The organism is Streptomyces sp. CC208A (assembly GCF_030010625.1).
Classification (GTDB): domain Bacteria; phylum Actinomycetota; class Actinomycetes; order Streptomycetales; family Streptomycetaceae; genus Streptomyces.
In genome coordinates this window covers 439,575-457,515 of sequence record NZ_JASCXN010000002.1, presented here as the reverse complement: position 1 = coordinate 457,515, position 17,941 = coordinate 439,575, and the positions used below count along the sequence as shown (strand labels likewise).

The window sequence follows — 17,941 nt, the reverse complement described above, 5'->3', positions numbered from 1 at the left end:
GCGCTCAGGCGGAGGGGTGGGAGGAATCCGGTCCGGTCGCGGCACCCCGGTCCGGGACCGGGCGGGTGCCGGACGGCGAGGCGGGTCGCCATCGGCCGGCCAGCCGTTTCGTCAGGCGCCAGGCCAGGGCCGGCGCGCCCACGAGCAGGGCCACGGAGAGCGGCAGGCACCACGCGCCGGGCAGGCCGGCCCGGCCGAGCAGCACCATGCCGCCCAGGTCGAGCACCCATCCGACGGCGATGACCACGGACGCGGCGAGGGCGAGGGGCATGTCACCGAGCCCGAGCGCCTTCCCGTCCGCGTCGGCGTCGAAGGTGTCCGGCGCGACGGCCCCGCACAGGACGAGCAGCCAGAAGCCGATCACGGCGGCGAACGCGGCGGTCAGGAGCATGGTGGGGAAGCCGAAGGCCGCGGCGACGAACTCGCCCATGCCGCCTCCCCCGTATCGACCCTTCCGAACCCTGGCAGCGGTGACACAGTCATGCCGCCGCCGGGGCCATTCTGGTGGGGCGGGGAGGGAGCGCGCATTGCCGGAGTCCGGCAATCTTTACGGCTCCCTGATGCCGGGCCCGTCCTCAGAACTGCTTGGCGGGCCAGCCGAGCAGACGGGCCCCGATCACGGCCGTCTGGAGCGTGTAGCGGCTCGCCGGGTCGGCCGGGTCGGTGCCGGTCAGCCGGTGGATGCGGGCCAGGCGGTAGGTGACCGCCCGCACGGACAGGTTCAGGTCCCGGGCCGTCTGGGTGGTCACGCATCCGCTGTCGAAGTAGGCGATCAGGGTGTCGAGGAGCGGTTCCGCTCCGCCGCGGGACGAGCTCAGCGGGCCGAGGGTGGTGCGGACGAGGTCCTCCATGGCCTGGCGGTCGCGGGTGAGCACCGGATAGACGAGGAGGTCGGCGGCGTGCAGGACGGGCGCGTCGAGACCGAGGCGGTCGGCGAGGTCCAGGGCGCCGAGCGCCTCCTCGTAGGAGTGGACGACGCCCCTGGGCCCGGGCTGGGTCCGGCCGATCGCCGCCTGGCCCCCGCCGGTGGCGGCGAAAGCCTGCTTGGCGAAGTAGGAGAGGATCTCGGTCTGGTCGCCGGGGGCCACGCAGACCATCCGGCCGCCCTTCGTGGTGAGCAGGATGTGCCGGTCGCCGAACCTCCCGATCATGGCCCGCTCCACCTGCTGCGGGACGGCGTCGGCCTCGGTGTACGCCTTGGGGCCGCGGGCGACGGCGACCGCGTGGGCCTGGGACAGGCGCAGGCCGAACCGCTCGGCCCGCTCGGCCGTCCGGCCCAGGTCGCTCCGCCCGTACAGCAGGTCGTCGATGAACTCCCGGCGCTCGGCCTCCTCCTGGCGGACGGCGAGCCGCTGGGCCCGCTCGAAGCCCGTGGAGAAGGCGTCGACGGACTGCTCGACGGCGGTGAGCAGGTCCAGGGTCGTCCGCCGGGTCAGCGGCTGCTCGGGCCAGGCCGAGCGGACCGCGGTCAGATGTCCGCGGATCAGCCCCCGCAGGGCGTGCCCCTCGCGGGCCGCCTGTTCGCCCGACTCCCGGCGCCGTTCGATCTCGTCCCGGTTCAGACGCCGGCCGGTGGCCGCGACGTCCGCGAACAGCGCCGCGTACTCCTGGGTGTAGTCGTCTGTCATCTTCCCTCCCCGTTCCTGCTTCCGGTTCCCGCTTCCGGACGCTCTCCGGAGGCCGCCCGCCGTGCCCGCCACCGCTCCCTCTCGTACATCCCGAGCAGCGCCGCGGCCGCGTTCAGCGGGAACGCGACGGCCTCGGCGACGGCGGTGACGCCCCAGGCGCGGCCGAGGCTCGCCGCGAGCGCCGCGCACAGCAGCAGGGCCGGCAGGACCCGCCGCCACCGGGGGAGGTCGGTCATCCGCCACACCCGCACGCTCAGGACGACGGTGAAGACCGTGAAGGCGAGCGCGAACACGGCGATCAGGAGCAGGGTGAGAGGCACGGCCGGGTTTCTTTCGGTGCGGGTGGAAGGCAGCGCCGGTCGGACGTCCCGGCTCACCAGCGCACGATCTTAACGCCGGCTTGACGCCCGGCGTGACGTCGGGCTCGGCGTCGGGCGTGAGGTCAGGGGTGGCGTCAGGGCAGCTCGGCGAAGGTCTCCACCGCCCTGGTCTTGCCGGTCACGACGATGATGTCGCCCTTCGCGACGACCGTCTCCGCGGTCGCGTAGGTGAAGTCCTCCCCCGGGCGCTTGATGCCGACGACGGTCACGCCGTAGCGGCTGCGCACGTGGGACCGGCCCAGGGGCCTGCCGGTCGCCACGCTCGGGGCGACGGTCTTGACGAGGGCGTAGTCGTCGTCGAACTCGATGAAGTCGAGCATGCGGCCGGTGACGAGATGGGCGACGCGTTCGCCCGTCTCGTGTTCCGGCAGGACGACGTGGTGGACGCCGAGGCGCTCCAGGATCCGGCCGTGCCGGCGGCTGACCGCCTTGGCCCAGATGTTGGGGACGCCGGCTTCGAGGAGGTTGGAGCCGATGAGGGTGCTCGCCTCGATGTCGCTGCCGGTGCCGACCACGGCGCTGGTGAACTCGTGGACGCCGAGCCGGCCGAGCACCTCGGGGTCGGTGGCGTCGGCGACGGCGGCGTGGGTGAGCTGGTCGCTGTACTTCTGGACGAGGCGGGCGTCGCTGTCGATGCCGAGGACGTCCCAGCCCCGTCGCATCAGTTCGTTGGCTAGGGAGCTGCCGAAGCGGCCGAGGCCGATCACGGCGACGCGCTGGTCCGGCCGTGTCCGGTGGTCGTCCGGCCGACGGGTCCGGCGCTTGCGCAGGTTCTGCAGAAAGCCGGCCGATGACAGGCCGTTCCTCGGGCGGTTCGTAACGGCGGGCGCGCTCGCGCGGGGCGAGCGCGGAGACCAGGGTGATCGGGCCGATCCGGCCTGTCAACACCAGGGCGACGAGGACGAGCTGTCCGCTGCCCGGCAGGTCTGCGGTGATGCCGGTGGAGAGCCCGACGGTCGCGGAGGCGGAGACGGCGTCGAGGAGGGGCGCCTCGAAGGAAGCGCCTCCGACGGGGAGCAGCGCCAGGGTGGAGGCCATGACGAGGCCGAGTCCGAACCGGTCATGTGCCTGCCTCGTGTCGGCGATGCTCAAGAACCGGCCGTAACCCTGCCCACAGGCCCGCGCCGAACCCAGGACGCCGGATCCCCCTTCCCCCGTACGGCCACGGCACTGAAAAGGCCGCCGGATTGCCGGAACCGGGCGGTCGACGCACCGGCAGGTCCCTGACACCCTGTCACTCACGAGGGCGGTTCGAGGCGGTGGTACGGCCGGACCGCGAAGCACGGCTCATCATCCCGTGAGGGGGCGTCATGTCGGGGACCGAGAACACCAAGGGCACGAAGAACACCGGGCCCCGGCACGGCACACCCGTCAGCGCCCGGCGGCGACGCGCCCAGAACGCGCTCGTCGGGCTCGTCGGCGTCCTCGCCCTCCTGTGCGGCGCCGCGCTGCTGATCGGCGTGCTGCCCCGGGCCGTGACGGAGGAGCGCGCCTTCCTCTCGGCATCGCCGTGCCAGGGGAACGCGACGGACGACTGTCTGCGCACGGTGTGGTTCTCCGTCGACTCGGTCCGCGTCCAGCGCGGCAAGCAGTCGAACGGACGGGTGGAGGTCTCCGGTCCCGAACAGGGCTCCAGGACGGTCGAGTTCAGCGGAGTCGGCGAGTTCCTGGAGCGGATCCGCCCGGGAGACCGCGTCATGGGCACCCTGTGGCGGGGGTCGGTCGTGTCCCTCTCCGACGCCGAGGGCGGGCAGCGGACCGCCGCCCATCCGGTGGGAGGTTCCTTGTTCGCGGCGGGGTTCGGCATCGTCCTCGTCCTGGCGGGCGGCCTGGGCGGCTACGCCGCCTGGTGGTGGACCCGGCACCCCGACGGCACACCGGCCCGGCGGCCGGCTCCCCTGACCGTGGCCATCAGCGCGGCCGGCGCCCTGGGTGTCTACGCCTTCGTCCTGGTGGCGCTCCTGTACGAGCGGGAGCCGAGCCTGCAGAGGTTTTTCGGGCTGTGGGCCCCCGCGGTCCTCGTGGTGACGGTCCTTCTCCTGGTCAGGCCGCTCCGGGAGTGCCTTCGCCGCCCGTTCGCCCAGCGGTCCGAGGAGCACTGATACTTACGCTGCCGGCGGCGCATCGCGGCCGGCGCGTCCTGTCCGTACATCGGGGGAATCATGACCGTACTGCCGCATCAGGAAGGCCCGTGGCCCCAGGGCCACATGGTGGTCTGCGGGGACGACGGGCTGGCGCACCGGCTGGCGGCCGAACTGCGCGACATCTACCGGCGGCACGTCGTCCTCGTCGTCCCCGACGGGCAGGCCGGCGATCAGGGGGCGGAACCGCCCGTGGTCCCGGCCGGGGCGCGCGCGGGGACGGTGCCGCCGTTGCGCAGCGTGCCGGCCCCGGCGCCCACGCGGGAGGCCCTGTTGAGGGCGCGGGTGGAGGGGGCGGCCGCGCTCGCCCTGCTCTACGAGGACGACGAGACGAACCTGCGGGCGGCGCTGGTCGTGCGCAGGCTCAACCCGGGTCTGCGTCTGGTCGTCCGCATGTACAACCGCAAGCTCGGCGACCACCTGGAGGAACTCCTCGACCAGGCCGCCCTCGTGAACGATCCCGCCGCGGACCGGGCCCTTCTGGACGCGTCCACGACGGTGTTGTCCGACGCGGACACCGCCGCGCCGGCGCTCGTGGCCACCGCCATCGCCGACACCCGGAAGGTCGTCCAGGCCGACGGTCTGCTGCTGCGCGCGGCGGAGCGGCCGGCCCCCGGCCGGGGCGAGGTCCCGAACCCCGGCCTGTGCACCCTGGCGCTGCTCTCCTCGACCACCACCGACCCGGCGGGTTCCGAGGGCTCCGACGCCAGCGGTCCGCAGGGGCCCGACCTCCTGCCCGACGACCGGGTCGTCCAGGCCGCCCAGGGGCGGGGCACCGTCGTCCTGGAGGCGGTCCGGCGGGCCGGTCCCGCTCTGCCGCCCCGACGCCTCGCACGCCGCGGAGCGCCGCTGGGCGAGGTGTTCTCCGCCCGGCTGCGGTGGGCTCTCGCCGGCATCGTGGCCGCGGTCCTGGCGCTGGCCGCCACCACGGCCGCGCTGACCGACGTCGGGCCCGCGCACGCCGCGTACCTGACCCTGCTCGACCTCTTCGCGATCAACGACCCCGCGCTCGACGACTCGTTCACCCGGCAGGTCCTGCAGCTGCTGTCCGGTCTGGTCGGGCTCGCCCTGCTGCCCCTGCTCGTGGCCGGCGCCCTGGAGGCGCTGGGCACCTTCCGCACGACCGGTGCGCTGCGCCGCCCGCCCCGCGGCCTGTCCGGGCACGTCGTGCTGCTCGGCCTGGGCAAGATCGGCGCCCGGGTCCTCGCCGGTCTGCGGGAGTACGACATCCCGGTCGTCTGCGTCGAGCAGGACCCCGACGCCCGCGGGATCCCCCTCGCCCGCGACCTGGGCGTCCCCGTGCTCGTCGGCGACGTCACCGAGGACGGGGTGCTCGACGCGGCCTGTGTCCGGCGGGCCGACGCCCTGCTCGCCCTCACCAGCTCCGACACCACCAACCTCGAAGCCGTTCTCGCCGCCCGGGCGCGCAAGGGCGATCTGCGCACGGTGCTGCGGATCTACGACGACGACTTCGCCACCGCCGTCTACCGCACCCTGCGCTCGGCCCATCCCGACGCGATCACCCGCAGCCGCAGCGTCTCCCACCTCGCCGCCCCCGCCTTCGCCGGGGCCATGATGGGCCGTCAGATCCTGGGGGCGATCCCCGTCGAGCGCAAGGTGCTCCTCTTCGCCGCGCTCCTGGTCGCGGGCCACCCCCAGCTCGAAGGCCGCACCGTGGCCGAGTCGTTCCGCCCGAACGCCTGGCGCGTCCTCGCCCTCGACACCGCCGACCCCGCCGCCCGCCGCCCCGACCTCGCCGCCGCCCCGCACGACGGCGAACAGTCCCAGCTCCTGTGGGACCTCCACCCCGGCTACATCCTCCGCCCCCAGGACCGCGTCGTCATCGCCACCACCCGCCGCGGCCTCGCCGAACTCCTCGCGACCGGCCCCGAGCCGGCCCCCGAGGCCCCGACGGGCCCACCGGTCCCGTCCGAGGGGCCCGGACTGTGACCGGCTCGCCGGTTGGCACCGGGCCACGTTCACGACCTGCACCGATGCCAAGCAGCTTCAGCGGCCGGAGCCCCAGAACCAGCGGAACGGTCGGCACTTCGGTACAGCGCAGATCATGAGGCGTGTACCGGCACAGCCGGGCCGGAGATCTTCGGCGGCGACAGGACCGCGGGCAGCCACGTCGCCGTGTTCCCGCGAGACGGCTGGGGACAGCCGCCCGTCGGCAGTCGCGTCATCGAGCCCGGCCTGAAGCGGTACGCCCCTTAGGTCGCCCTTACGAATTCGGCCACGGTCCGGTTTCGGTGCGCGGGCCGGATTGCGCAGGTGCGGGCAGCCAGTAGGCAGGGAGTGGCCCTGATCCATGGACTGGCCGCCATGGGCGGGGTCCGTCCATGGAGCCGACTCGCGGTGCAGCCGTCGGCGCCTGGCGGGCGGTCGACCGGTCCCCGGTGTCACCCGTGGTTCCCGCAGGATCCGGCACGGGTCCGCCCTTGAGCTCGCGACGCCGAGGCTTGCGGTACCGGGGACTGACAAGGCGGTTCCGAGGCACCTGCGGCTGCCGCCCTCTTGTATTCGATTCATTCGACTCCTAGTGTCGTCGTCACTCCTGCACGTGTGCTCTGAAATGCGACGTTGTGCGCGCAAGCGCTTCGATTGCCGTGTGCCGACCGGGCTTGTCGGCTCCCCCGAACGTCCCTGCCGTTCCCCATCCCGATGGTTCCTCGAAGGCTGGAGATGTCATGCAATTGTCACGCCGTGGCGTTCTGATCCTCGGTGCCGCAGGCGCGGCCGTCGCCGGAGGCCTCCCGGCGCGCTCAGCGTGGGCCGCCGGGACGGCCGACGGAACGGCCGCCTCCACGCGCACGGAGCGCCTGTATCTGTCCGGGGAGGACGCCGACCACCCGGTCGACTGGGACTTTCTGTGCACCAGCGGTCGGCGCAGCGGCAGTTGGGGCAGCATCCCGGTCCCGTCCAACTGGGAGTTCCAGGGATACGGCACGTACAACTACGGATGGAACCTGCGGCCGGAGGAGAAGGGCCACTACCGGCACACCTTCACGCCGCCCGCCCACTGGCGTGACCGACGCGTCTTCCTCGTCTTCGAAGGGTCGATGACCGACACCGAGGCGTGGATCAACGGCGAGTCGGTCGGGCCCGTCCACCGCGGCGGCTTCTACCGGTTCCGTCACGAGGTGACCGAGAAGCTGCGTTCGGGGCAGGAGAACCTCCTGGAGGTGACCGTCAGCAAGGAGTCCGGCGACGAGTCCGTCAACCGGGCCGAACGCCTCGGGGACTACTGGAACTTCGGCGGCATCTACCGCCCCGTCCACCTGGAGGCGTTCCCGCGCCGGCACATCGAGCGCATCGCCGTCGACGCCCGCGCCGACGGCACGCTCCGGGTCGACGCCCATCTGTCGGACACCGGTTCCGCCGACCGTCTCGTCGCCCGCGTCACGGACCTGTCCGGGCGCCCGGTCGGCGCCCCGTTCACCGCGGCCGTCGCCCCCGGCGACACGACGGTGACCCTCAGGACCACGGTGAACTCGCCCCGGCAGTGGACGGCGGAGACCCCGCACCTGTACCGCGTCGAGGTCACGCTCCGCGCCGGTGACCGCCGTACCGTCCACCGGGTCGACGAGAGGTTCGGCTTCCGCACCGTCGAGGTGCGCCCCGGCGACGGCGTGTACGTCAACGGCGTCAAGGTCATCCTCAAGGGCGCCAACCGGCACACCATCTGGCCCACGTCCGGCCGGGCGACCAGCCCGCGCATCAGCCGCAAGGACATCCTGCTGATGCAGGAGATGAACATGAACGCGGTCCGGATGTCCCACTACCCGCCGGACACGCACTTCCTCGACCTCGCCGACGAACTCGGCCTGTACGTCCTCGACGAACTGGCCGGCTGGCAGAAGTTCTACGACGAGGAGGCGGGCAGGCCCCTCGTCGCCTCGATGGTCGCCCGTGACGTCAACCACCCGTCGGTCCTGTTCTGGTGCAACGGCAACGAAGGCGGCTGGAACACCGCCCTCGACGACGACTACGCCCGCCACGACCCCCAGAATCGCACGGTGCTCCACCCCTGGGCGAACTTCGGCGGCATCAACACCGACCACTACGAGAACTACGAGAGCACCCGCCGCATCCTTCAGGAGAAGGGCGACATCTTCATGCCCACCGAGTTCCTCCACGGCCTCTACGACGGCGGCGCGGGCGCGGGTCTCGACGACTACTGGAAGCTGATGGGCCATGAACGGCTGTCCGCCGGAGGCTTCGTGTGGGCACTGCTCGACGAGGGCATCGTGCGCGACGACCTCGGCGGCGCCATCGACGTGGCGGGCAACGCCGCACCCGACGGCATCCTCGGCCCCTTCCGGGAGAAAGAGGCCGGCTTCTACACCATCAAGGACATCTGGTCCCCCGTACAGCTCGCCGAGCCGGAGCGGTTCGCCTCCGGCCTGCCGAACGACTTCGACGGGCGGATCAGGCTCATCAACCACTACGCCTTCACCAACACCCGTACCTGCCGGTTCACGTGGCAGCTCCTGGACTTCCGCACCCCGTCGCAGCGGCGGGACGGCCACACGGTGCGCGCCCAGGGCACCGCCTCCGCTCCGGACATCGGGCCCGGCGCGGAAGGAGTGCTGCGCCTGCCCCTGCCGTCCGGCTGGCGCCGCGCCGACGCCATGGCGCTCACCGTCACCGACGCCGAGGGCCTCGAGATCCGCCGCTGGACATGGACCATCGCGTCCGCCGCCGACCAGGCCCGACGGCTGATACGGACAGGTCCGGGACCGGCCGTACGCGGCCGGCTCGCCGACGACAGGCTCACCCTCACATCCCGCCACACCACGGTCACGCTCGACGCCACGACGGGCATGCTGGCCGGCGTCACCCACCAGGGGAGGGACTTCGCGCTGTCCCGCGGCCCGCTGCCCACCACCGGCACAGCCGACCTCACCCGCCTGACCCACGGGGCCGACGGCAACGGCTACACGGCGCGGGCCGAGTACTCCGGCGTCCTGCGCCACGTCCGGTGGCGTCTGCACCCCAGCGGCTGGCTGCAGCTGGACTACCGCTACCACCTCACCGGCGAACACGACCTCTTCGGCGTCGGCTTCGACCACCCCGAATCACAGGTGACCGGCGTGACATGGCTCGGCCACGGACCCCACCGGGTGTGGAAGAACCGGCTGCGCGGCGTCGCGACGGACGTCTGGACCAAGCAGTACAACGACACCGCGACCGGTGCCGACGGCTGGGTGTACCCGGAGTTCAAGGGCTACCACGCGGGCGTCCGCTGGGCGTCCCTGCACACCACCGCCGGACGTCTCACCGTGGTCTCCGAGGACGAGGACCTCTACCTCCGCCTCTTCACACCCCGCTTCGGCCCCGACCCCCGCCACACCGCGCCGCCCTTCCCGCAGGGAGACCTGTCCTTCCTCGACGCCATCCCGGCGATGGGCACCAAGTTCGACCCACCGGCCGATCTCGGCCCCAGCGGCGCCCCCACCACGGCGACGGGCGACTACGGCCGAACCCTGTACTTCTCGTTCTCCCGGTGACACGTCCACCCACTCGCCGACGCCGCACGCGGCCCGCCCCCCCTGCCGACCGGCGCTTCCCACAGGTGCTCGACCTCGCTTTCCCGAGGCGTGCACCTGCCCCACGACCGTGACGGTCAGCGCCGACGTGCGCCTGGTTCGCCGAGGAGGAGCCCGACGGACCGGTCTTCCTCTGCTGGAGGGCGCCCTTCCGGTGCGCCCCCTTCGTCCGGGAGGGCGACGACGCGCTCGCGCGGCCGTCGCCCTCCCGGACGGCTTCCGGTTCTACGAGCTTCGGCACACCGGACACACCCTGACAACCTCTCGCACGCGCCCTCGGTAACACGACGGTCCGCGTAGGCCGGTCCCACGAGCAGGCACCCCCCAGCGCTCCGACACCCACTGGCCGCGAGCAGTGGCCGCATGACCCGTTGTGGATCTCGACGGCCTCGCCGTTCACCAGGCATCAGCCGCGTACCGGGTCAGGGCAGGACGGGCGCCAAGGGCACCTTCGTCATCGTCGGCCAGGCTTGCACGCGCAAGGATCTCGGCGTGCGCCGAGTCCGACCGACAAGGGACAGATCCGATCCCGCTACTGCTGCTGACCGGCCTGTCAGACGCCGACGGGGGACCGCCGCAGCGGCACCGAGCTCGTCGAGACCTGGCGGAAGAACCACAAGGTCGGAGGCGCTGCTTCAATCGCCCAGGCCGCCGTCGAGGCAGCCCCGGCTCAGCACACTGCGCTGCATGGCGAGGAGCCGGCCGCCTCGATGGCGGCCCGCCTCGCGAAGGGGGTGGCTGCCCTCGAAGACCTGCCACCGGTGCTCCGCGGCTCCGGGGTACCCCGCGACTCCGGCCGCGTCAGCGGCGACACGCGTCGGTCACGCCGCTGCCACCGCGGCCTCCTGCGGGCCTTCTACGGCGGAGGTCCGCCGCCGCTTCGCGGGTGAGCCCGAGCTGTATGTGGGCGGCGATCACGAGCCACGTCCAGCGGTCCGAGCTCGGGACCGCGGATCCTCGGCCGGGTCCGGCCGAGGATCCGCTTCAGCAGCCGGAAGGCGTGCTCCGGGTCGAACCTCCTCAGGAAGGCCTGTCGGCGCGCGTCGATGTCCTGGCCGGCCAGGCCGGTGGTCGACGACCTCAGCCGGAGGGGCGGCGGGCCGTTGTCAGCCGAGGCGCCACTGCTGGTTGCTGCCGCCGTTGCAGCCCCACAGTCCGACCAGTGCGCCGTTGGCGGTGGAGGCACCGGTCACGTCCAGGCACAGGCCTGACTGGACGCCGGTGATGGTGCCGTCGGAGTTGACGTACCACTGCTGGTTGGTGCCGCCGTTGCAGTCCCACAGCACGACTTCGGCGCCGGCCGCGGTGCCTGCCGCGTCGAGGCACTTCGCGCCGCCGTAGACGGTGAGTTGCTTGGTCGACGTTCTGGTCCAGGTCTGGTTCGTCTGGCCGTTGCAGTCCCAGACGTGCGTCTGGGTGCCGTTGGTCCGCGAAGAGCCGGGCACGTCCAGGCACTTGCCGGAACCAGTGGCGCGGACCGGACCTGTGGTGGTCCCGCCGGAACCGTCGAGTCCGAAGAAGGCGATGGCTCGGGCCGCCATACCGCTGGAGGGCAGGACGTGCCCGACACCCTGGACGCTGATCGCCTCGACCGGTGCCTGCGCGGTCGCAGAGCCGTAGCGGGTGCGGGTCCAGCCGGACTGCGGGGAGTCGGTGAAGACCGGGGTCCGGCTCACCCCGAGCACATTGGTCCACTGCTTGATCTCTTCACCGAAGTTCGCGTAGTACAACGCGTCGTCCTCGGTACCGTGCCACAGCTGCATCCGCGGCCGGGCGCCGGTGTACCCCGGATAGGCGTTCCGGACGAGGTCGCCCCACTCCTGCGGGGTCTTGGTGATCCGGCCCGTGGCGCAGGCGCTGTTCCAGCCGGAGCCGTCAGTGGTGGCGAAGCAGCCGAACGGCACGCCCGCGAACGCCGCACCGGCCTTGAACAGGTCCGGATAGGCGCCGAGCAGGACATTGGTCGTCATCGCGCCGGACGAGGCGCCGGTGACGTAGACCCGGCCGGCGTCGGCGTTCATGTTCTGCACGGTGTACCGGACCATCGAGGCGATGCTCGTGGGGTCACTGCCCCCGTCATGCCTGAGCGCCTGGGGCGAGGAGACGTCGAAGCACTGCCCGCTGACGTTCGCGTCCGGGTAGACGACGATGAACCCATGCTGGTCGGCCAGGCGGGCGAACTCCGTGTGGGAGTAGAAGGTGGGCGCCGTGCCGGTGCAGTAGTGCACTGCCACCACCACCGCCGGACGTGCCGGAGCGTTGTCGGGCACGTAGACGTACATCCGCAGGTTTCCGGGGTTGCTGCCGAAGTCGGTCACCTCGGTCAGCGACGCGGCCGACGCGGTGGTGGCCGAGGCACCGGTCAGTACGAGCGCCGCGAACAGCGGCGAGATCCCCACCAGCAGGGCTACCAGTGCATCTCTGACACGCCTCTTCTTGGCTTTCCGGGACATGGCGGCGTCCTTTCTGGAATCCGGCGCGGCCCGGAGCGACACTCCCGGTCGCCTGCCGAACCGGAGTGGCGGGCACGGTGGTTGCTGTGGCCAAGGGCGCGCGAAAGCGCACCGCAAGAGAAGGAAGCGACAACGGAAGGTGAAGCGCTTCGACGCTCCCATCACCCTGGAGGCGATGTCAATGCCTGACGGGAAGCAAGGCCGCCTTGCCTTCATTCCTCTTGTTTCGCCAGAGAGTTCTCATTGACATGAGCCATCAAATGAAGCGCTTCGACACCTCGCGAGGGGCTATCCGGCCACGTGCCGACGTACGCCACCCCGCAACCGCCCGCCAAGGGGCCCGGCGGGCGGGCCCCTGCTGAGCTTCGTGAGCGTGCGGTGCGCAGGGCCACGGAGATCCGACCCGACCATCCGACCCGACCATCCGAACAACGCCGTCAGCGGCGGACGCGGGGCATGCCCAGGCCGATCCAGGAGATGATCTCGCGCTGGATCTCGTTGTTGCCGCCGCCGAAGGTGAAGATGACGGCGGAGCGGTAGCCGCGTTCGAGTTCGCCGTGGAGGACGGCTCCGGGGGAGCCTTCCTTGAGGGCGCCTGCGGCGCCGACGACCTCCAGGAGGGCTGCGTAGGCGTCGCGGCGGGCCTCGGAGCCGTAGACCTTGACGGCGGAGGCGTCCTGGGGGGTGAGGGTGCCGTGGTGGACGGCGTTCACCATCTGCCAGTTGAGGAGCTTCATCGCGTCGAGGCGGGTGTGGGTGCGGGCGAGGGTGCGGCGGACCCAGGGGAGGTCGAGGACGCGGCGGCCGTCGGAGAGGAGGGTGCCGGCGGCCCAGCGGCGGACGTCGTGGAGGGCGCGGATGGCCATGGTGCCGTGGGCGGCGAGGGTGACGCGTTCGTGGTTGAGCTGGTTGGTGATGAGCCGCCAGCCCTTGTTCTCCTCACCGACGCGGTGGGTGACGGGGACGCGGACGTCGTCGTAGTAACTGGCGGTGGTGTCGTGCGAGGCGAGGGTGTTGATCACCGTGCAGGAGTAGCCGGGGTCGGTGGTCGGCACCAGGAGCATGGTGATGCCCTTGTGGGGGGCGGCGTCCGGGTCGGTGCGGACGGCGAGCCAGACCCAGTCGGCGGTGTCGCCGTTGGTCGTCCAGATCTTCTGCCCGTTGACGACGTACGTGTCCCCGTCGCGCACCGCGCGGGTCTTCAGGGCCGCGAGGTCGGTGCCGGCGTCGGGTTCGCTGTAGCCGATGGCGAAGTCGATCTCGCCGGAGAGGACGCGGGGCAGGAAGTACGCCTTCTGCTCCTCCGTGCCGAACCGCATGAGCGTCGGGCCGACCGTGTTCAGCGCCATCAGCGGCAGCGGGACGCCCGCCTGGGCGGCCTCGTCGAAGAAGATGAACTGTTCCATCGGGGTGAGGCCGCGGCCGCCGTACTCGGCGGGCCAGCCGACGCCGAGCCAGCCGTCCGCGCCGAGGCGGCGGATCGTCTCGCGGTAGAAGCGCTTCTGGGCGGCCGGGTCCCCGTACCGGCCGTGCACGTCCTCGGGGACGAGTTCCGTGAAGTACGCCCGCAGTTCGGCGCGCAGGCGGTTCTGTTCCGGCGTGTACTGCAGGTGCATCCCGGCCTCCCGTGACGGCGTCGGCGTCGGCTTCCTCGGCGCGACGGCGGTCACGGTAGAACGTGTTCCATCAATGGGGAAGGGCCGGGGCGGCGCCGTCCGGCTCGCCGCCCCGGCACCCGTACGGCTTCCTACGGAAGGAGTTCGTCCAGGGAGGCGCGGCCCTTCTCCGCCATCCTGCGTTCGGCCCAGGCCAGGGTCTTCGGCGTCACGTCGCGGCCGGAGGCGAGGACCAGATCCTCGGCCGTGAACTCGCCCTCCGAACCGGAGTGCAGCAGCCGGTCGGGCGTCGGTACGTCCCCCCGGGACTTCTCGTCGGGCTCAGCGTTCATGCCGTCTCCTCCATGCTTCTGCGGGTGGCTCCCGGCACTGGCCATTCTCGTGTCCGGTCCCGTGTCCCGCATCCGGACGCCCGCCGCGGACCCCCTCCCGTCGGGTGTTTCCCGGGGCGCCACGCCGTGTCACAGCCATGGCGTCGGCGGGGTGCGGGTTCGACAATGGGAGGGATGACCGACGACGATCCGCAGGGCCACGGCGGCGGGATCGGACCCGCCGAGTGGCTCGCCATGAACCGGACCGGCAGCTTCGACTGGGACCTCGACACGGGCACCATCGATGTCGACGCGTCCGGGCTGCTGGTCTTCGGCATGACCCCGGAGACGTTCGACGGGCGGCCGGCGAGTCTGGTGGCGCGGCTCGACCCGGCGGAGCGGCTGCGCCTGGACCAGGTGGTGCGGGCCGCGGTGACCGGCGGTGACACCTCGTACAGCACGCACTTCCCCATCCCGCAGGACGACGGGACACCCCATTGGACGCATGTGCTGGCGCGGATCCTGCGGGGCGCGGACGGGCGGGCGCACCGGATCGTGGGGGCGGTGCGGGACACCACGGCCGAGGTGTCGCACGCGGCGTTCGTGGCGCAGCTGGAGAAGCGCCGCGAGATGCAGACGAGCATCGTGGAGCGGACCACGCACGCGCTGTCACGGGCGGTGACGGTGGACGACGTGACGGCGGCGCTGACCGGCCCGGGCGGGCTCGCGCGGCTGGGGGCGGACGGGCTGGCGCTCGGGCTCGTCGAGAACGGTTCGCTGAACGTGATCGCGCTCAGCGGCGACTCCCTGGACGTGCTCGACGGGCTGCGGACGCGGCGTCTCGACCGGGGGCTGCCGCTGGCGGAGGCGGTGCTGAGCGGCCGGCCACGGTTCGTGTCCTCGTTCGCGTCGCTCGGCCGTGACTTCCCCGAGCTGGCGCCGTACCTGGGGCGGCTGCCGTTCCAGGCGGCCTGCTACCTGCCGCTGGTGGCGCAGGCGCGGTCGCTGGGCGGGATGGCGCTGTTCTACCGGGGGCGGACGGCGTTCACCGCGGACGAGCGGAACCTGGCGCTCGGGCTCGCGGCGATCGTGGCGCAGTCGCTGCAGCGGGCGATCCTCTTCGACGAGGAGCGGGAACTGGCCACCGGGCTCCAGGAGACGATGCTGCCGCGCCGGATCCCGGAGATCACCGGCGGGGAGATCGCGGTCCGGTACCACGCGGCGTGGAGCGGACGGCAGGTCGGCGGGGACTGGTACGACGTGATCGCGCTGCCCCGCGGCCGGGTCGGGATCGTCGTCGGCGACGTGCAGGGCCACGACACGCACGCGGCGGCGATCATGGGACAGCTGCGGATCGCGTTGCGGGCGTACGCGGGCGAGGGCCACGCGCCGTCGACGGTCCTGGCGCGGGCCTCCCGGTTCCTCGCCGAGCTGGACACCAAGCGCTTCGCCACCTGCACCTACGCGCAGGTGGACCTGATGAGCGGCACAGTGCGTGCGGTGCGGGCCGGGCATCTGGGGCCGCTGATCCGGCACACGGACGGGCGGGTGGGGCAGCCGAAGCTGCGGGGCGGGATGCCGCTGGGCCTCGCGACCGTCTTCGGCGACGAGGAGTTCCCCGAGACGCGGCTCGACCTGGTGCCGGGCGAGACGCTGGTGCTGTGCACGGACGGTCTCGTCGAGCAGCCGGGCACGGACATCGAGGCGGGGCTCGCGGCCCTGTCCGAGGCGGTGAGCAGCGGCCCCCCGCAGGCGGAGGCGCTGGCCGACCACCTGTCGGAGCGGCTGTGGGAGCGGTGGGGCTCCGGTGACGACGTGGCCCTGCTCGTGCTGCGGCGGAGCCCGGACCCGGGGACGCCGCGGGCGCCGCGCATCCACCAGTACATCCACCAGGCCGACCCGCAGGGGCTCTCCGACGCGCGGGCGGCCGTGGGGCAGGCGCTGCGGGACTGGGGCATGCCCGAACTCGCCGACGACACCGAACTGTTGACGGGCGAACTCCTTGTGAACGTGCTGCTGCACACCGAGGGCGGCGCGGTCCTCACCCTGGAGGTGCTGCCGGAACCGGTGCGGCGGGTACGGCTCTCGGTGCAGGACCGGTCGAGCGCCTGGCCCCGGCGGCGCACCCCCGGCGAGGCGGCGACCTCGGGCCGGGGGCTGCTCCTGCTCGACGCGCTGGCCTCGCGCTGGGGCGTGGAGCCGCGGGGCGAGGGCAAGGCGGTGTGGTGCGAGATCGGGCCGGCGCCGGTGGGCGCGGGCGGGCCGGCCCCGGGCGGCTGAGAAACCCGTGACGGAGGGGTGGGTCAGGCGCGACTCGTGACGAGGGTGGGTCAGGCGCGCTGCCAGACCGTGGTGACGTTGCAGAACTCCTTGATGCCGTGGCCGGACAGCTCCCGCCCGTAGCCCGAACGCTTGACGCCGCCGAAGGGGAGCGCCGGATGGGAGGCGGTCATGCCGTTGACGAAGACGCCCCCGGCCTGGAGGTCGCGGACGAAGAAGTCGACGTCCTCGTCTCGGCGGGTCCACACGTTGGAACTGAGGCCGAACGGCGAGTCGTTGGCGACGGTCACCGCCTCCTCGGCGTCGCGCACCGGGTAGACGGTGGCCACGGGCCCGAAGGCCTCCTCCCGGTGGATCCGCATGGCGGGGGTGATGCCGGTGAGGACGGTCGGCCGGTAGTACCAGCCCCGGGAGAGCGCCGGTTCCTCGGGCCGGGCGCCGCCGCACAGGACGTGGGCGCCCTTGCCCACGGCGTCGTCGACGAGCTCCTCCAGGTCGGCGCGGCCCTTCTCGGTGGCGAGGGGGCCGACGTCGGTGGACTCGTCGAGCGGGTCGCCGACGGTGAGGGCGTTCATGGCGGCGGTGAACCGCTCGGTGAAGTCCTCGTACACGCCCTCGTGGACGATGAACCGCTTGGCGGCGATGCAGGACTGGCCGTTGTTCTGCACGCGCGCGGTGACGGCGGTCTTCACGGCCCGCACGATGTCCGCGGAGGGCATCACGATGTACGGGTCGCTGCCGCCGAGCTCCAGGACGGTCTTCTTCACGACGTCGCCGGCGGCGGAGGCGACGGCCCGTCCCGCGGGCTCGCTGCCGGTGAGGGTCACGGCGGCCACCCGGGGGTCGCGGAGGACCGCCTCGACCTCGGCGGAGCCGATGAGGAGGGTCTGGAAGCAGCCGTCGGGGTAGCCGGCGCGGCGGAAGAGGTCACCGAGGTAGAGGGCGGTCCTGGGCACGTTGGAGGCGTGCTTGAGCAGCCCGGTGTTGCCGGCCATGAGGGCGGGCGCGGCGAAGCGGATCACCTGCCACAGCGGGAAGTTCCACGGCATGACGGCGAGGACCGGGCCGAGCGGCCGGTAGTGGACGCGGGCCCGGTCGGCGCCGGAGTCCCGGACGTCGCTCTCGGCCGGGTGCTCGTCGGCGAGGAGTTCCTCGGCGTGCTTGGCGTACCAGCGCATGGCCTTGGCGCACTTGCCGGCCTCGGCGCGGGCGGCGGTGAGCGGCTTGCCCATCTCCAGGGTCATGGTGCGGGCGATGTCCTCGGCGTCCTCGTCGAGGAGGGTGGCGGCGGCGCGCAGCAGACGGGCCCGCTCGGCGAAGGGCGTGGTGCGCCAGTGGCGGAACGCCTCGTGGGCGGCGTCGATCCGCCGCTCCACCTCGTCCGGTCCGTGCGCCTCGTAGGTGCGCAGCGTCTCGCCGGTGGCGGGGTTCACGGTGGCGATGGCCATGGCCTTCTCCTCCTGCGTCGGCCCCCACCGGAAACCTCCCGCTTCCCGGCCCGCGGCGCAAGGGGGGCGGGTGCGGTGGGGTGACACACGCGCGTGGCGGTGTCCGGCGGTGCGGGCGCGGACGAGGGGGCG

General features: G+C 72.6%; 12 protein-coding genes and 1 pseudogene. 4 read left to right on the top strand and 9 right to left on the bottom strand.

Going from position 1 to position 17,941, the window contains the following annotated elements:
- Positions 1-4 precede the first annotated feature (4 nt).
- From QK442_RS04335 to QK442_RS04320, 4 genes are all read right to left on the bottom strand, one after another.
- Positions 5-430, bottom strand: coding sequence for a hypothetical protein (locus QK442_RS04335; RefSeq protein WP_282692438.1), 426 nt, complete (start codon positions 428-430; stop codon positions 5-7).
- Between the two features lie 145 nt (positions 431-575).
- Positions 576-1,628 carry a helix-turn-helix domain-containing protein gene (locus tag QK442_RS04330; protein ID WP_282692437.1) on the bottom strand — a complete coding sequence of 351 codons (1,053 nt, stop codon included), beginning with the start codon at positions 1,626-1,628 and terminating at the stop codon, positions 576-578.
- Positions 1,625-1,948, bottom strand: coding sequence for a hypothetical protein (locus tag QK442_RS04325; RefSeq protein ID WP_282692436.1), 324 nt, complete (start codon positions 1,946-1,948; stop codon positions 1,625-1,627). The genes QK442_RS04330 and QK442_RS04325 overlap by 4 nt, the downstream gene beginning before the upstream one ends.
- Positions 1,949-2,082: 134 nt before the next feature.
- Complete coding sequence (locus QK442_RS04320) at positions 2,083-2,715, bottom strand: TrkA family potassium uptake protein (RefSeq protein WP_282692435.1); 633 nt, start codon at positions 2,713-2,715, stop codon at positions 2,083-2,085.
- Positions 2,716-3,318: 603 nt separating this feature from the next.
- Between QK442_RS04320 and QK442_RS04310 the strand changes: the two genes are divergently transcribed.
- The 3 genes from QK442_RS04310 to QK442_RS04300 all read left to right on the top strand — a co-directional run bounded on the left by QK442_RS04310 (position 3,319) and on the right by QK442_RS04300 (position 9,662).
- A complete protein-coding gene (locus QK442_RS04310) occupies positions 3,319-4,110 on the top strand; it encodes a hypothetical protein (RefSeq protein WP_282692434.1) in 792 nt (263 codons plus the stop codon).
- Positions 4,111-4,215: 105 nt separating this feature from the next.
- Positions 4,216-6,099 carry an NAD-binding protein gene (locus tag QK442_RS04305; protein WP_282692465.1) on the top strand — a complete coding sequence of 628 codons (1,884 nt, stop codon included), beginning with the start codon at positions 4,216-4,218 and terminating at the stop codon, positions 6,097-6,099.
- Between the two features lie 740 nt (positions 6,100-6,839).
- Positions 6,840-9,662, top strand: a complete 2,823-nt coding sequence (locus tag QK442_RS04300; protein ID WP_282692433.1) for a glycoside hydrolase family 2 TIM barrel-domain containing protein — start codon at positions 6,840-6,842, stop codon at positions 9,660-9,662.
- Positions 9,663-10,559: 897 nt separating this feature from the next.
- On the opposite strand, the pseudogene QK442_RS04295 reads toward QK442_RS04300, so the two are convergent.
- The 4 genes and pseudogenes from QK442_RS04295 to QK442_RS04280 all read right to left on the bottom strand — a co-directional run.
- Positions 10,560-10,800 (bottom strand): annotated as a pseudogene (locus QK442_RS04295) (transposase); the annotation flags it as partial.
- Positions 10,801-10,807: 7 nt separating this feature from the next.
- On the bottom strand, positions 10,808-12,154 hold the full coding sequence (locus QK442_RS04290; RefSeq protein WP_282692432.1) for a PHB depolymerase family esterase: 1,347 nt from the start codon (positions 12,152-12,154) through the stop codon (positions 10,808-10,810).
- A gap of 437 nt (positions 12,155-12,591) precedes the next feature.
- Positions 12,592-13,770 carry an acyl-CoA dehydrogenase family protein gene (locus QK442_RS04285; RefSeq protein ID WP_282692431.1) on the bottom strand — a complete coding sequence of 393 codons (1,179 nt, stop codon included), beginning with the start codon at positions 13,768-13,770 and terminating at the stop codon, positions 12,592-12,594.
- 131 nt (positions 13,771-13,901) lie between these two features.
- Positions 13,902-14,102 (bottom strand): hypothetical protein, encoded by a 201-nt coding sequence (locus QK442_RS04280; protein ID WP_282692430.1) that lies wholly within the window; start codon positions 14,100-14,102, stop codon positions 13,902-13,904.
- Positions 14,103-14,276: 174 nt separating this feature from the next.
- Between QK442_RS04280 and QK442_RS04275 the strand changes: the two genes are divergently transcribed.
- Positions 14,277-16,361 (top strand): SpoIIE family protein phosphatase, encoded by a 2,085-nt coding sequence (locus QK442_RS04275; protein WP_282692429.1) that lies wholly within the window; start codon positions 14,277-14,279, stop codon positions 16,359-16,361.
- A gap of 50 nt (positions 16,362-16,411) precedes the next feature.
- On the opposite strand, the gene QK442_RS04270 is transcribed toward QK442_RS04275, so the two are convergent.
- Positions 16,412-17,809 carry an NADP-dependent succinic semialdehyde dehydrogenase gene (locus QK442_RS04270; RefSeq protein ID WP_282692428.1) on the bottom strand — a complete coding sequence of 466 codons (1,398 nt, stop codon included), beginning with the start codon at positions 17,807-17,809 and terminating at the stop codon, positions 16,412-16,414.
- Between the last annotated feature and the right edge of the window lie 132 nt (positions 17,810-17,941).

What these genes read in the sequence shown, in the direction of transcription:
- QK442_RS04335 (WP_282692438.1), bottom strand. Translation starts at nt 430, where the DNA reads ATGGGCGAGTTCGTCGCCGCGGCCTTCGGCTTCCCCACCATGCTCCTG.
- QK442_RS04330 (WP_282692437.1), bottom strand. Translation starts at nt 1,628, where the DNA reads ATGACAGACGACTACACCCAGGAGTACGCGGCGCTGTTCGCGGACGTC.
- QK442_RS04310 (WP_282692434.1), top strand. Translation starts at nt 3,319, where the DNA reads ATGTCGGGGACCGAGAACACCAAGGGCACGAAGAACACCGGGCCCCGG.
- QK442_RS04305 (WP_282692465.1), top strand. Translation starts at nt 4,216, where the DNA reads ATGGTGGTCTGCGGGGACGACGGGCTGGCGCACCGGCTGGCGGCCGAA.
- QK442_RS04300 (WP_282692433.1), top strand. Translation starts at nt 6,840, where the DNA reads ATGCAATTGTCACGCCGTGGCGTTCTGATCCTCGGTGCCGCAGGCGCG.
- QK442_RS04290 (WP_282692432.1), bottom strand. Translation starts at nt 12,154, where the DNA reads ATGTCCCGGAAAGCCAAGAAGAGGCGTGTCAGAGATGCACTGGTAGCC.
- QK442_RS04285 (WP_282692431.1), bottom strand. Translation starts at nt 13,770, where the DNA reads ATGCACCTGCAGTACACGCCGGAACAGAACCGCCTGCGCGCCGAACTG.
- QK442_RS04280 (WP_282692430.1), bottom strand. Translation starts at nt 14,102, where the DNA reads ATGAACGCTGAGCCCGACGAGAAGTCCCGGGGGGACGTACCGACGCCC.
- QK442_RS04275 (WP_282692429.1), top strand. Translation starts at nt 14,277, where the DNA reads ATGACCGACGACGATCCGCAGGGCCACGGCGGCGGGATCGGACCCGCC.
- QK442_RS04270 (WP_282692428.1), bottom strand. Translation starts at nt 17,809, where the DNA reads ATGGCCATCGCCACCGTGAACCCCGCCACCGGCGAGACGCTGCGCACC.